Annotated in this window: 13 protein-coding genes and 1 tRNA gene; 11 read left to right on the top strand and 3 right to left on the bottom strand. The window is 66.5% G+C overall.

The features are described from left to right. Positions 1 to 160: 160 nt before the first annotated feature. Both A5789_RS21390 and A5789_RS21385 read left to right on the top strand, forming a co-directional pair. Positions 161 to 233: transfer RNA gene (locus tag A5789_RS21390), tRNA-Ala, on the top strand. A 336-nt stretch (positions 234 to 569) separates the two neighbouring features. After that, a complete protein-coding gene (locus A5789_RS21385) occupies positions 570 to 2,240 on the top strand; it encodes a bifunctional diguanylate cyclase/phosphodiesterase (RefSeq protein ID WP_231956657.1) in 1,671 nt (556 codons plus the stop codon). Here the strand turns inward: A5789_RS21385 and A5789_RS38605 are convergent, their stop codons facing one another. Beyond that, positions 2,241 to 2,585 carry a TetR family transcriptional regulator C-terminal domain-containing protein gene (locus A5789_RS38605; protein ID WP_195063806.1) on the bottom strand — a complete coding sequence of 115 codons (345 nt, stop codon included), beginning with the start codon at positions 2,583 to 2,585 and terminating at the stop codon, positions 2,241 to 2,243. A gap of 129 nt (positions 2,586 to 2,714) precedes the next feature. On the opposite strand from A5789_RS38605, the gene A5789_RS36755 reads away from it, so the two are divergent. Genes A5789_RS36755 through A5789_RS21360 form a run of 4 tightly spaced genes read left to right on the top strand, consistent with a single transcriptional unit; the run spans position 2,715 to position 5,072 of the window. Continuing rightward, complete coding sequence (locus tag A5789_RS36755; RefSeq protein WP_064901678.1) at positions 2,715 to 2,981, top strand: hypothetical protein; 267 nt, start codon at positions 2,715 to 2,717, stop codon at positions 2,979 to 2,981. A 45-nt stretch (positions 2,982 to 3,026) separates the two neighbouring features. Continuing rightward, complete coding sequence (locus tag A5789_RS21370; RefSeq protein WP_369817456.1) at positions 3,027 to 3,548, top strand: hypothetical protein; 522 nt, start codon at positions 3,027 to 3,029, stop codon at positions 3,546 to 3,548. Beyond that, positions 3,545 to 3,997 (top strand): RDD family protein, encoded by a 453-nt coding sequence (locus A5789_RS21365; protein ID WP_030515175.1) that lies wholly within the window; start codon positions 3,545 to 3,547, stop codon positions 3,995 to 3,997. Before A5789_RS21370 ends, A5789_RS21365 begins: the two co-directional genes overlap by 4 nt. Before the next feature lie 55 nt (positions 3,998 to 4,052). Further along, positions 4,053 to 5,072, top strand: a complete 1,020-nt coding sequence (locus tag A5789_RS21360; protein WP_064901677.1) for a hypothetical protein — start codon at positions 4,053 to 4,055, stop codon at positions 5,070 to 5,072. Positions 5,073 to 5,230: 158 nt separating this feature from the next. Here the strand turns inward: A5789_RS21360 and A5789_RS21355 are convergent, their stop codons facing one another. Together A5789_RS21355 and A5789_RS37985 are read right to left on the bottom strand one after the other, a co-directional pair. Beyond that, the gene (locus A5789_RS21355) at positions 5,231 to 5,752 is read right to left on the bottom strand and encodes a MarR family winged helix-turn-helix transcriptional regulator (RefSeq protein WP_063009232.1); all 522 of its coding nucleotides are present in this window, start codon (positions 5,750 to 5,752) and stop codon (positions 5,231 to 5,233) included. 337 nt (positions 5,753 to 6,089) lie between these two features. Further along, a complete protein-coding gene (locus A5789_RS37985; RefSeq protein ID WP_227463022.1) occupies positions 6,090 to 6,707 on the bottom strand; it encodes a hypothetical protein in 618 nt (205 codons plus the stop codon). A gap of 364 nt (positions 6,708 to 7,071) precedes the next feature. On the opposite strand from A5789_RS37985, the gene A5789_RS21345 reads away from it, so the two are divergent. From A5789_RS21345 to A5789_RS21330, 5 genes are all read left to right on the top strand, one after another. Next, on the top strand, positions 7,072 to 8,004 hold the full coding sequence (locus tag A5789_RS21345) for an SDR family NAD(P)-dependent oxidoreductase (protein WP_064901676.1): 933 nt from the start codon (positions 7,072 to 7,074) through the stop codon (positions 8,002 to 8,004). A gap of 135 nt (positions 8,005 to 8,139) precedes the next feature. Next, complete coding sequence (locus A5789_RS35800; RefSeq protein WP_064901675.1) at positions 8,140 to 8,502, top strand: hypothetical protein; 363 nt, start codon at positions 8,140 to 8,142, stop codon at positions 8,500 to 8,502. Continuing rightward, the gene (locus tag A5789_RS36750; RefSeq protein WP_146102175.1) at positions 8,469 to 8,786 is read left to right on the top strand and encodes a hypothetical protein; all 318 of its coding nucleotides are present in this window, start codon (positions 8,469 to 8,471) and stop codon (positions 8,784 to 8,786) included. Before A5789_RS35800 ends, A5789_RS36750 begins: the two co-directional genes overlap by 34 nt. Positions 8,787 to 8,812: 26 nt before the next feature. Then, the gene (locus A5789_RS21335; RefSeq protein ID WP_064901674.1) at positions 8,813 to 9,577 is read left to right on the top strand and encodes an amino acid hydroxylase; all 765 of its coding nucleotides are present in this window, start codon (positions 8,813 to 8,815) and stop codon (positions 9,575 to 9,577) included. Between the two features lie 62 nt (positions 9,578 to 9,639). Next, positions 9,640 to 13,590: a non-ribosomal peptide synthetase gene (locus A5789_RS21330; RefSeq protein ID WP_064901673.1), complete on the top strand. Its 3,951-nt coding sequence runs from the start codon at positions 9,640 to 9,642 to the stop codon at positions 13,588 to 13,590. Positions 13,591 to 13,593 lie beyond the last annotated feature (3 nt).

Below are 13,593 nucleotides of genomic sequence, written 5' to 3'. Positions count from 1 at the left end.
CTGTATCTGCGCGCGCCGCGCAAACTCGGCCAGGCTCTCCCGGAGGGCGGCATCACCAGCTACGTCCACGACCCCGCATTTCCCCACATCGACCAGCCGATTCGGAATCTCCGGCCGCCACCTGCTAAAGTTCTCCTCCGTTGGCCCGGAAACGAGCCACGGGGCTATGGCGCAGTTGGTAGCGCGTCTCGTTCGCATCGAGAAGGTCAGGGGTTCGATTCCCCTTAGCTCCACCCACCGAAGCAGCCGCAGGTCATCGACATGCGACTGCTTCGCTGTATGGCATTGCGCGAACACGTTGCGTGGTGTTGGTACTAGATCTGCTGGCACTTTCTGCTGGCGGCCACTTGCCCGATACGTATCCGGCCGTACCCGGTTAAGGCTCGGCTAGTGCTCCGACCTGGGTATTCCGACCCTGATGGTGTGGCTAGTCTGGAGAGATGCGAGGAGTCGGAACCCGGGGTGGTTCCCGTACTCGGGCGCGGGCGGCATCAGTGGTGGCAACAGCGAGCCTTATGTCCAGGACTACTGGGGCCTTCTTTTTCGTCGGCGGACTGCTCGCTGCCGTGGTGACCGCACTGACAGGCGACGGGCCGGGTAGTCGCGCGGTCGTGTTCGGGGCAGCGCTGGTCGCGGTGCTCACCGGCATCCTGGTGTATCTGGTGGGTGAGCGGATGCCGGTGCGTGCGCACCCGATCTTGGTATCGCTCGGGACCGTGCTGATCACCATTGCCATTCATTGGCTCCCCGGCGACACCGCCGCGGTCACGCTGTCGTCGATATACGTGTTCGTTGCGTGCGATGCCGCGTTCTTCTTCAGCACGTACGTCACCGGCCTGGAGATCGGGTTCGCCGTGGTGTGCTGCATGGCGGTGTTGGGCACGCGCGAGCACCTGCAATGGTGGACCGGGGTGATCGCGGCCGGGGTGACCGTGATGGTCGGTGTGGTGGTCACGATTGTGGCCCGCAGAGCCGCAGAAGCCGACATCGATGTGCTCACCGGCCTGCTCAATCGGCGCGGTTTCGATCGGTTGCTGAACGCCGAGATCGCCAAGGCCGGGCGGCTCGGCCAACGCCCCGCGCTGGTGTTGGCCGACCTGGACCGCTTCCAGACTGACGACAACGGCCACCTCGACCAGCCCACGGGCGATGCGGTGCTGCAGCACGTCGCCGACACCTGGAGTGAGCTGTTGACGCCGGAACAGACGCTGGCCCGGCTCGGTGGCGACCTGTTCGCGGTGCTGCTGCCGGACACGACCGAACGGGCCGCGGTCGGGCTCACCGACCGCATGCGCGCGGCGACAACTACCGGCTGCTCCGCCGGCGTCACGTCATGGCAGCCGCGTGAACCGGCGTCGATGCTGGTCAGCCGGGCCGATGTGGGCCGGTATCGGGCCAAGCAGGCAGGTCCCAACCAGACCAGGCTGGAATCCCGGCAGCGCGTTGCCCTGGCTGAGGAACTGCGCCGGGCCATCGCGGAAGACAACAACCTGGAAGTCCGGTACCAACCGATCGTCAGCCTGCCGCTCGGCGACAAGGTGGTCGGTGTGGAGGCGTTGCTGCGCTGGTCTTCGGCCACCGAGCCTGGCCTCAGCACGATCGAGGTGATCCGCGCCGCGGAGGAGTACAACTTGATTGCCGACCTGGACCAGGCCGTACTACGCCGGGCCTGTGTGGACGCAGTCACGCTGCGGAGAATTGTCGCAGATCTCGACCTCACGCTGAACGTCAATGTCAGCGGTCTGGAGCTGGCCGACAGCGATTACGGCAATCGGGTACGGAGTATTCTGCGCAGCACCGGCTGGCACGCTGGGCAGCTGGTGCTCGAGGTCACCGAGACGCAGTTGGAGGCCGAGTCACCGAACGCGATCGACAACCTGAGCGCCTTGCGGAACGCCGGCGTACGCATCGCTATCGACGACTTCGGCGCCGGTTACTCATCGTTGAGCAGGCTGGCGGCCATTCTAGCGGACATCCTCAAGGTGGACCGGTCCTTCGTCGCGGCGATCACCGCGGACTCACCCGCGCCACCGCTGCTCGGGGTGATCAAGGCGCTCAGCACCGCGCTCGACATGGAGGTCATCGCCGAAGGGGTCGAGACCGCGCACCAAGCGGCAGTGCTCACCGACCTTGGCTTCTCGCTGGTGCAGGGCTACCACTACAGCGGCCCCCAAACCGTGCAGGCGATCCTCGACGAACTCATCACGCAGCGCGGCATAGCCGCGCACAACGAGCAGTGATCACCGGCACCTGCACCGACCGGGTTTCCGTTGCGCACACACGCGCCCATTCGACGGCTTCCACAACTCGACAACGAGCACAGCACGCCAATGGCCGTCACAATAACCACACACCGTGGCGGCTTCGCCGGGGTCTATGTCCCCGCGTGCCAGTTGCAGGAGGAGGCCCTCGACGAGGGACAGGAGTCCGCGTGCGGTGCGCAGCGCATCATCGCCCGATTGGCCGGTTGCCGTCGCGGGGAGGGCGGCCGCGATGGCGGCCGCGAGTCGATCGGAGCCGGCGGACAGGCGGGCCGACATCTCCGGATTTCGCGCGGCTCGGTTGACCACGGCGAGCCAGGCCATCACCTGGATGCGCCAGCTGTCGTCGGGTCGAGGTTCGGCCGCGGCGGCGATGGCTGCTCCGGGGATCATGCTCCGAAGTACTTCGCGCACAGTCGATTCGGCGTCGCGCGGGTCGGCGAGTGTGGTGAGTTGATCGACCAGCCGCCATCGAGCATCGGACCGGAGATTCCCCCGGACTTCGCCGGCCTCTCGGCTGCGATGCGCAACGCCTTCATCGCCTTCGCGGCGACCGGCGACCCCGGATGGCCGCGTTTCGACACCACCGAACGGATTCGCCGGATCTGGACCAACCCACCGGGGCTGGGCAGCGACACGCTGTCGACGTCCCGCCGGATCTGGCAGCGGGAACCACGCCCGCGGTCGGCCGAGCTCGGCCGACGTCCGCACACCGAATAACCCGAAAGGCATACCTATCCGGTATCGAGCGAGTTTGATGGTGATGTGGACGGCACCCCGATGTCGAGGCCGGTGAACCTGGTGGCGGGAGCCGCCGCGAGGGTCGGCGGAGCTGCTGGGCGCGTGCTGGGTTTCGGGTTCGGCGTCGCGCGGCGGGTGCCGGGCGTCGAGCCGGTGCTCGCGGAGCTGGAACAGCGGGGCGCGGACACCCTGGAGGCCGTCGACGACCTCACCGAACGGGTGCTGCGTGCGGTGGTCGGCCGGATCGTGCGGACCGCGGTCGGCGCTGTCGACCTCACGGAGCTCGTCGTCGACAACGTGGATCTCGACGCGGTGGCCGAACGGATCGATGTCGACAAGATCATCGGGCGGGTCGATCTGGTCGGGTTGGCCGACAGCGTGATCGAGGGTGTCGATCTACCTCGGATCATCCGCGAATCCACCGACTCGATGTCCGCGGAGGCAGTTCTCGGCATCCGGAGCCAGGGGATGCACGCGGACGATGCCGTCGCGGGGTTCGTCGGAAAGTTGCTCCGGCGAGCACCGTCCGAATCGGGCGCGGAGTGAGTGCCCCTGCGCACCGTCCCGCCGGAATCGTGACGCGGTCGATCGCATCGGGGGTCGACGTCGCCGTCGTCCTGGCGATCATGGCCGCGATCTACCTGTGCCTGGCGTTCGCTCGGCTGCTGTTCTCACCGCAGGATTTCACCTGGCCGGACGCCGGTGCGGTGATGTCGACAGGCATATTCATCGTGGTGTCGGTGCTGTATCTCACCGGATGCTGGGCCGTGAGTGGTCGCACCGTCGGCGCCGTGATGATGGGGCTGCGGGTGGTGACCCGCGGCGGCGAACTCGTGGGATGGCCGCGGGCTTTGGTGCGGGCGGTGTTCTGCGTGATGTTCGCGGTCGGATTGTTCTGGGTGGTGGTCGATCCGCGCCGGTATTCGCTGCAGGACATCGTTTTGCGCACCACGGTCGTGTACGACTGGCAGCCGGAGGCCCATTCGCCGGCTTAGGTGCGCAGGATCCGGCGACAACCGCCGATGCTCGAGCGAGCGCACCCACGATCGCGTGATCACCTATCCCGCTGCGGGTTTCGGTGATGTGGCCGGTGGATGTGCGATCGACGGAGTCGTCGGACGCGCCGACTTCGTCGGCATCGGAGGTTTCGTCGCCGACGTCGTGGTCGTTGTGGGCCTTGTCGATGTGGTCGCTCCGGGTGTCGTGGCGACCTCCGGCGACGTGGAAGTCGTCGAACTCGCCGCGATCGTGGTACTCGCGGATGCTGTCGCGGACTTGGTTGTCGTGCCCCTGGCTGCCGTCGTCGTGGTGCCGGCCGGTGCCGTAGTCGTGGTGGTCGACAGGGTGGCGGCCGGCACTCCCGTGGAAGGCAGAGTGGCGGTCGGCACCGTCGTGGCCGGCACAGTCGTGGTCGCCGTCCTCGGATCGGCAGTTACCGTCACCGTCGATGTCTCCACCGAAGTCGTAGGGGCCGTGAATATCGGTGGTGAGACGACCGCGCCCGGATCCGGCACGCCGGGCAAGATCTGGATCGAAAGGCTCGCCGTGGCAGAGAAACTCGCGCCGGCCGAGGCCGCAGTCGAGGCCGGCGCCGAGGTATCCGTCGTCGTGGCCGTCGTGGATTCTGTCACGGTGGCCTGGCCGGCACCGGGATCGATGGGATCCGCGGCCGGTGGCGCGATTCCGGAATCGGCGGTGGTGTCGGTACTGCCCGTGCCGTCGCCCGGTACGGAGATTTCGCTCGACGCGTCGGACATCGGGCTCGCGTTCACCGCGGCGGCTTCGCTGGGAACAGCGCCGCAGTCGAGAGTCTGCACGGCGGGTTCGCCGAGGTGCGACTGCGCCTCGTTCACGTGCGCCGGCGGGCCCGAATCCGCTCGCACCACGAGCGTTATCCCGATCGCCGTGGTCACCAACGCGGTGACCACTCCCGCGCGCGAGACCTGCCGCCGGAATCGTCCGTCCGACCGCGGAATTCGACGCCGAGGCTCATCATCGATATCGGTTGCTGTCACTCGCTGTTCGCTGTTGTCGACGGTTCGCATCCGCCCACCGCTTTCTTCCTTGTGATGCGCCGACCGCCGGAAACGGTGCGCACACCGCCTCCGACACCGAAAACACGCCCGAGCGTCGGACGTCGAATTCGGCAGTTCCGCGAACAGCGAAACGCGCGCATTACGGTGTCGCCTCGCCGAACGGGCGGGGCCTCGAGGCTTCGCGGCCGGGTTTCAGGACCTCGAGTAGGGATCCACGTCGCGCAGTCGTTGCCGGTGGATTTGTTGCAGCTCACCCGCGCGGGTGAGAAAGTCGGCGATTATTTCGAGTTCGTGCGAGTCGTACCAGCTCGACAACATCTTGTAACTCTCGACGAGCATCGGCACGACGATTTCTCGTATGCGATACGCCGCGAGTTCGGTGGCCATCACTATCACGCGACGACGATCGGTCGGATGCAGCGAGCGGGCGATATAGCCCTGCTTCTCCAGCCGATTGAGCATGATCGTGACGCCGGCAGCCGTGATGCCGAGCCGTTCGGCCAGCAGTCCCGGCGTCGTCGACTTCTCGTCGTCGGCCAGCACGATTTCCAAAGCACGCCGGTCGGTTTCGTTCACACCCAGCACTCTGATCAATTCGCGGGCCAGGTCCTCGACGGTTCCGTGGTAGAACTCCAGGGCCCTTTTGAGTTCGACCGAGAGTCGGGCGGGTTCGGCTGTTCTCCGGGATCGCCGCCGGGCGATTGAAGCGGGCATGTGTGCTCCTGTCAATCGATTCGGACGACAGCCGAACCGCGGCTGACGAACATCACGAAAGCTGGCACCGCCGCGGCCGGCGAAGCGACCGTGGGCAGTGTCGGACATGCACTGTACGACACACCGACCCATGCGATACGGTGCATTTCAGAATTCGGTCCAACGGTTTCCCGTACCCCAAACGTGAAGCGGGGCAACCACTATGAGGAACAGCAGTCACCCGTCCCGCCCGGGTGAAACCTGGACCGGGCTGCTGACACAAACCCGGTCCAGGCATGTTCACCACCGGCCGCCGGCGCGGACACCGGCCGTCACGCCGTGGCCCCTGTCCGCGGAATCAGCTGACAGATGTGGTGGTGAGGGTCGGGGACGGATTCGGATAACACGAGGTCGCCACATTGCCGACCAAGGCGACGTTGGTCGTCATGGTCATACCGGGATTCGTGTAGCTGGTCCCCGCGTACTTGCTGGTGATCGGCGTGCCGGGAGTACCGGCGGTGACGTTGATGGTCACCGCCGGCGGTGTGAAGCTGGTACCGCCGGCGATCGGACCGGGCACGGTCAGAACGACATTCCCACCCGACGTGGTGACGGTGCCGGCCACGGTCCCCCCGGAGGCGGTGGCCGAGACCAGTGTCGAATTCGCGGGAGTCGGGAAGGTCATCTTCAAGTTGCTGATGTTGTTCACCGTGAAGCCGGACGCCGAACTGGGCACCGACGAGGAACCCGGCGTGAGGGTGATGGCCACCGCCGAACCCGACGCCGCCGAACTCGGCGCGGTGCCGGTGACCGATGTGGTCATACTCGAGGTCTGGCCGATCCCGAGAATGGTGCCCTTACAGCTCCAGTTCACGCTGACCGGGGCGGCATTCGCCGGTGCCGCCAGACAAAAGACGGTGGCGACCGCCACGGGAGCGAGAACGCCGGCACGAACCAGGGAAGAGATCGATCTCATGACTAACTCCAGAAAATATCGAGCAACGGTACGACCGGATGTCGGACCGCAACACTGAGTTTCTAAAATATAGCTTCTTCTCATCTTTCCATGGTCGAAATCGCGCAATTAAAACGCGTCCAGAATTTCATTATCCGCAATTAATTATTCAGACTGGAAAGTTAATTCCCACAAGATTCTTTTCGTAAAGAGCGCAATTCCACGCCGCATCTCTTCCTGCAATTCCCCCGAATACAACCTTCGACCTGAGAATATATCCCCCCGCGCCGACCGTCAGCTTTCCGGTGGTTACCGTTCACGACATCCGCCCGCGTGCCAGTGGCACGTGAGGGCGGTGCAAGAGCACGATGTCAGGGTTGCCGGCATGACATGGCACAGCGGCTGTCGAGCCGAGGGGAAGACGATTCTGGTCACCGGCGCCAGTGCGGGCATCGGATACTTCGTCGCGGAGCAACTCGCCGCCGCGGGCGCCACAGTCGCGCTCGGGTGCCGCGACACCGCCAAAGCCGGCCTCGCGATCAAGGCGATCCGGAGGCGCGTTCCGCACGCTCGACCGCTCTCGGTGCCGCTGGACCTCGCGGACCTGTCCGCACTGCCCGCGACCGTCGACGCCCTCGGCGTCGAGCGCTTGGACGCGGTCGTACTCAACGCCGGAATACTCCTGTCGGCCCCGCAGCGCCGGGTGAACTCGCGGGGACACGAAGCGATGTTCGCGACAAATCATCTCGGCCATTTCGCGCTGGTCGCACACCTGATGCCGAGGCTGACAGCCGCCTCGCGGAGCCGGGTGGTCACGGTGGGCAGCTTCGCCGCGCGGTCGGAGCGGCTGGATCTCGGCGATCTGCAGTCGGAGCGCGACTACCGGCCCGAACGCACCTACGGGCGATCGAAACTGGCGCAGATGATGATCGGTTTCGAATTGGATCGCCGGCTGCGGGCATGCGGGGCCGGCACCGCGAGCATCCTCGCCCATCCCGGCGGCGCCCTGGACTCGCTCACCCCGTCGCGACCACCGCTGTTCGTCCATCCTCCGGCCCAGCGCCTGCGCGGCCTGCCCGCCGGCGTTGTGCTGCACGGCAAGCACGCGGGCGCCGAGAGCATCGTCCGAGCCACCCTCGATGCCGAGATCACCGGTGGTGAGCTGTGGGGGCCGAGGGTTTTCGGCCTTCGTGGACGACCGCATCGCGAAACACCCCATGCCCATATGACCGACGTCGACACCGCGGCCGAGCTCTGGGACGCCTGCGCCGACCTCACCGGGGTCGATCCGCTGAGGTGTCCGGCCCTACCCCGTTGACCCTGGCCGCGGCATTCGCCGACCTCAGCGACAGAAGACTCGCTCAGCAATGTGGCGGCAAACCGGGAGTTCCCCGCTCGCCGTGTAGTAGCTTGACTGATCACCGTTGTTCGCCCGAGAAGAGCGGAGGGGCCGATGCCGAACCTGCCCGCGGGAGGTTTACGGTGGCTCGCCGGGGTCTTCGTCCTGCTCCTCTCGGCGACGACCGTGGGGGCCGCGTCAGCCGGCGGCGATCCGGTGGATCGGTCGCCGGTCGCCGCGCAGGCCGCCTTGAACGTGTACTCACCGGCGATGGACCGGTCCGTCCCCGTACGGGTGCTGCGCCCGGCGGATACCTCGGCGCCCCGCCCGACGCTGTATCTCCTCGACGGCGTCGAGGGCGGGGAAACCGGGTCGGGATGGCTCGACCGCACCGACGTGGCGACGTTCTTCGCCGACCAGAACGTGAATGTCGTGCACGATTCGTGGCCGATGTTCGCGGCCGTGATCGGCGCCTGAACATTGGTGAAGGCGCCATGAAGATTTCGGGAGAAAAGCGACAGATCGGGCAGGAAATCTTCCGCTTGCCGGACAACCCGTTTCACTTTTCGCGCAGGTCCGCGTACGGCGAAGAATCTTCACCCAATATTCCCCGAGCTGTATTGCGGGAAGCCGCGTTCTACTTTATGCTCGCCGCCTTCGCCGATTTGTTTGCAGGAAATAGCCGGGGGTACTCGCGCACACAGAACGCACCTATTGTCAGCGCCGATCGATTCCGAGTGGTGATGACCTGCGCACTTTAGGCAACTCGAGGAGAGGATTGATTGCGATGACGGTTGGTCTCGACGTTCGTTCCGAGCGTGAGCGCGTCGCCCGCGCATGCCGCCCCGGGCAGCCGTTGCCCGAATTCGTCTACAGCAGCGACGAAGACGCGCTCTGGTCACGGGTTTTCGCGACGCTTCGGGCCATGCACGAGGAACTGGGATGTGCGGAGTATCGTGCCGCCGCTCGCATCGTTCAACTGCCCGCCGACCGGGTACCGCAGATGAGCGAGGTTACCCGCACGCTTCGGTCCCTGACCGGTTTCGAGCTCGCACCGGCCATCGGAAGCCAGCCGGGACGCCTGTTCTACGGCCCCATGGCCGACGGCATCCTGCACGCGACCCCGGACGTGCGGCCGGTGACCGAACAATCGTTCTCGCCCGATCCCGATGTCATCCACGAATTGGTCGGACATGCGGTGATACTCGCCGATCCGGAATTCGCGGAACTGTATCGCTGCTTCGGCCGCGCCGCCAACCGCGCCACCTCCGACGAGGAGCGGGCCGCGATCGCGCGATTGTTCTGGTTCACACTGGAGGTCGGCGTGGTCGCCGAAAAGGGTCATCCGCGCGCGTACGGAGCCGCGATTCTGTCCTCGGTCACGGAGATGGAGTCCTTCGTGCATGCGGATCTGCGAGAGTTCCGGGTCGAGGACATACTCACCAGCGATATCGACGACAGCATTTGCCAGCCCCTCCTCTTCGTCGCCGATTCGGTCGACCGGATGACGGCGGAAGTAGAGGGCTTTCTCCGGACGCGGGTCGGATCGTGATGTCGCCTTCTCGCACAAACACTTTCGTCGATATCCTCGCCGTCGAGATTTAAGGAATTGCGGTGGTAGACCTCTCGAGTACCACGCGTCGTCACGACGGCGTGGCTCCGGACGCGGACTTCTTCGAATTGTCGGTAGCGCAGTCGGAACTGTGGCTGGCCCAGCAATTACATCCCTCGGTTCCGTTCTCCATCTCCCAATACACCGATGTGCAGGGCGAACTCGATCTGGGCCTGCTCCAGCAGTGCGCCCGCCGCGCCGCGCGCGAATTGCAGTCGCCGCATGTGCGATTCGCCGTCGTCGGGGGCCGACCGCGCCAATACCTCGACCACGAGCTGGACGCCGGATTCGACTGCATAGATCTGAGTGATCACCCCGATCCCGAACGCGCCGCCGACGAGTGGATGAGCCGGGATCATCATCGGGGCATCGACCTGACCGGCGACGACGTCACGAAGACGGTGCTGTTCACTCTCGGCCCCGGCCGTTATCGCTGTTATGCGCGCAGCCACCACATCGCCGTCGACGGTTTCGGCGCCGCTCGGGTGTTGCAGCGAACGGCCGAATTACATTCCGCCGCAACCGAAGGACGGCCCCCCGCACCGTGCCGGGCGGTGTCACTGACCGAGATCGTGGCGGCCGAGCAGCGGTACCGGTCCTCGTCCCGGTTCGCCGCCGACCGCGAGTACTGGGGCAAGGAGCTGGCCGGCCTCGATCACGTAACGCGCCTCAGCGAGCGGTACGCGGCGCCCTCGGCACACCCTCATATCGCGCATGCGATTGTCGATGCGGAGGTCATGGCACGGCTCGACGCCGCAGCGCGGCGGTACGGCACGGGGGTGGCCGAGGTGCTGGTCGCGGCGGTGACCGCCTTTCTCGCGCAGATGACCGGTGATACCGATGTCACGGTGTCGCTGCCCGTCGCCGGTCGCACCACGGGAGCGCTGCGGCAGTCGGCCGGGATGGTCTCCAACGTGGTGCCGTTGCGAGTGCGGGGCGTGGCCGAGAGCACGGTGGGCGACCTCGTCCGCCTGGTGCGCCTGAACATGATCGGCGCGCTGCGCCACCAGTTGTACCGGCACGAAGACCTGCTCCGTGACCACGGCGTGGGCCGGGCCGGTCGCCACGGCTACGGCCCGCTGATCAACGTTCTCAGCCTGCCCGACAGCATCGACTTCGGCGCCGTTCGCGGTCGGACGCAACTGCTTTCGGCCGGCCCGGTGGAGGATATGGCGATCAGCTGCTACCGCTTCGGCGACGAGCCGTTCGTCGTCGACTTCCACGCCAACCCGGAGCTGTATCGGGCAGACGAAGTGGAGGGGTATCGGCAGCAGTTCATGGAGTGCCTGTCCCGATTCCTGTGGGCCGACGCTACGGAGAAGGTGTTCGCGGCTGTCGCCGGTACCCACACGATCGCCGCCCCGCAGCAGCGGCAGCACCAGCGGTTGCTGCCGGAGTTGCTCTCCGGCGGAATCGATGCCGGTGAACGGATCGCACTGAGTGGGCCGGACCGATCGGTGACCTATCGCGAACTCGACGAGACGACCGCGCAGTGGGCGCGCGAGCTGATCGCGCACGGAGCCGGGCCGGAAGTCGTTGTCGCGGTGGCGTTGTCCCGGTCGGTGGAATCGGTCATGGCGCTGTGGGCGGTCGCCCGGGCCGGCGCGGTGTTCTTCCCGGTCAATCCCGCCGATCCGCCGGCGCGCGTGTCGAAGCTGATCGCCGATTCCGGTGCGGCGCTGGGCATCACCCGCACCGAGTGGCGCACGCCTCTGGAGAGCACCGCGGTCGATTGGCTGTTGCTCGACAGCGACGAGTTCACCCGTGCCGCCGCGGCCCGGTCGACCGCCGCGGTGACCGACGCGGATCGGATACGACCGCTGCGGGCCGCCCACCCGGCCTATCTGATCTACACCTCCGGATCGACCGGTGAACCCAAGGGAGTGCTGAGCACCCACGAAGGTCTGGCGACATTGGCCGACGATCTGCGCACCCGTAACCGCATCGGCAGCGATTCGGTGGTGTTGCAGGCACATTCACCGTTCTGCGATGCGTCGATGCTCGAATATCTCTCCGCGTTCACGCCCGGAGCGAAGCTGGTGGCACTCGCGCCGGACATCATTGCGGGACAGCGGCTTTCGCAGGTGATGGAGGACGAGGGCGTCACCCATCTGGTGGTTACACCGGCCATTCTGGCGACGCTCGACCCGGACCGATTGCCGGCGCTGCGGACCGTCACCGTGGGCGGTGACAAATGCCCGCCGGCATTGGCCGAACGCTGGGCGGGCCGGCTCCCGATGTTCAACTCCTATGGCCCCACCGAGGCCACCGTCGTGGTGACCCAAACCGAACCGCTCGATCCGAACGCGCTCATCACGATCGGCCGCGGACTGCCCGGCGTGCAGACTCCGGTACTGGACGCCCGGCTGCGCCCGGCGCCACGCGGCGCCCGCGGCGAACTGTATCTCGCCGGGGACGCCTTGGCGCGCGGGTATCTCGGGCGGCCCGGAATCACCGCGCAGAGTTTCGTGGCAAATCCTTACGGAGAGCCCGGAACTCGGATGTATCGCACGGGTGACATGGTCCGGGAACAACCCGACGGCACGCTCGAGTACCTCGGCCGTGGCGATGTTCAAATCTCGCTGCGGGGGCAGCGCATCGAGCCGTCCGAGGTGGAGCGCGCACTGGCCGCGGACGAGACGGTCGATCAGGCCGTGGTGCGGGTGTGGACGTCCGAGGCGCTCGGCGATCGGCTGATCGGCTATGTCGTCCCCACGGCGGCCGCGAAGGAGCACTTCGACCGCACCGCCGTCCTGGCGCGGCTACGCACCGTGCTGCCGCCCGGCATGATTCCGGCGATGCTGGTGCCGCTGCCCGAGATACCGATCAATCCGAGCAGCGGCAAGACCGATCGATCCGCGTTGCCGGATCCGCAGACGTTGCCGCGTCCGGCATTCTGCGCGCCGACATCGCCGATCGAGCGCACGGTCGCGGAGACCATCGCCGAGGTCACCGGGCAATCTCGGGTCGGCTTGGACGACAACTTCTTCGAACTTGGCGGCAACTCGTTGCTGGGCGTCGAGCTGTGCCGGCAACTGTCGGAGCGGACCGGCACGACGGTGACGATTTCCTCGCTGTTCACCCCGACGGTGCACACCTTGGCCGCCGCCATCGAGGCCACGGCGGCCGGCGGGAACAGCGATGTGGCGGTCGGCGGTTCGGCGCTGGAGCCGGTTCTTCCGTTGCGTGGCAGCGGTTCCGGGACTCCGCTGATCTGCCTGCATTCCGCCGTTCCGCTCTCGTGGTGCTACTCGGGTCTGCTGCGGTACGTCACCGACCGGCCCGTCTACGGTCTGCAGTCTCCGGCCGTCTCCGGGGGGTCGCGCAGGTACCACACCGTCGACGAGCTCGCCGAGGTGTATCTGCGCGAACTCACGCGCGTCCAGCCGGAGGGCCCCTACCACCTGCTCGGCTGGTCGCTGGGCGGGCAACTCGCGCACGCGCTCGCCGTCCGGCTGCGCGCCCGGGGGCACGCCGTGGGACTGCTCGTGATGTTCGACAGCGTGGCCTTCGACGAGGGTGCGCCCCAGCCGGAACCGCCCACCGTCCGTGATCTGGTCACCCACCTGCAGGGCAACGAGTCGGCCACCCCGGACACGCGGCCACTCACCCTGGACGAAGCTGTGGACGTGCTCGCCGACAGTCCCGGTCCCGGTCGCGGGTTGAGCCGTGAGCAGCTCGAACGCCTCCACCAGGGATATGTCGACAGTGTCGCCATGTCCACGAGCTACCGGCCCGCACGCTACGACGGCGATCTGCTGTATTTCTCGGCGACCGAAGGGATCACCGGCGAGCTGACCGGCGAGATGTGGCGGCCCTTCGTATCCGGGCAGATCACGCAACACCGCGTCGACGTCACCCATGCCCAGATGACCAACCCCGAGGCCCTCGCGGTCATCGGGCCGATCCTGGAGGCCGAACTGCATCGGCACGGCGAAGGGAAGAACAGATGAGCA

The sequence above is a fragment of the Nocardia sp. 852002-51101_SCH5132738 genome (genome assembly GCF_001665695.1).
In the GTDB taxonomy this organism is placed as follows: Bacteria; Actinomycetota; Actinomycetes; order Mycobacteriales; family Mycobacteriaceae; genus Nocardia; species Nocardia nova.
Note: the sequence above shows the minus strand (reverse complement) of the source record. Positions and strands in the feature narration are given on the sequence as shown.

Bases quoted from the DNA above. Each gene is read 5' to 3' on its own strand.
- A5789_RS21355 (WP_063009232.1), bottom strand. From the start codon at position 5,752: ATGCCCGCTTCAATCGCCCGGCGGCGATCCCGGAGAACAGCCGAACCC.
- A5789_RS21345 (WP_064901676.1), top strand. From the start codon at position 7,072: ATGACATGGCACAGCGGCTGTCGAGCCGAGGGGAAGACGATTCTGGTC.
- A5789_RS21335 (WP_064901674.1), top strand. From the start codon at position 8,813: ATGACGGTTGGTCTCGACGTTCGTTCCGAGCGTGAGCGCGTCGCCCGC.
- A5789_RS38605 (WP_195063806.1), bottom strand. From the start codon at position 2,585: ATGGCCTGGCTCGCCGTGGTCAACCGAGCCGCGCGAAATCCGGAGATG.
- A5789_RS35800 (WP_064901675.1), top strand. From the start codon at position 8,140: ATGCCGAACCTGCCCGCGGGAGGTTTACGGTGGCTCGCCGGGGTCTTC.
- A5789_RS37985 (WP_227463022.1), bottom strand. From the start codon at position 6,707: ATGAGATCGATCTCTTCCCTGGTTCGTGCCGGCGTTCTCGCTCCCGTG.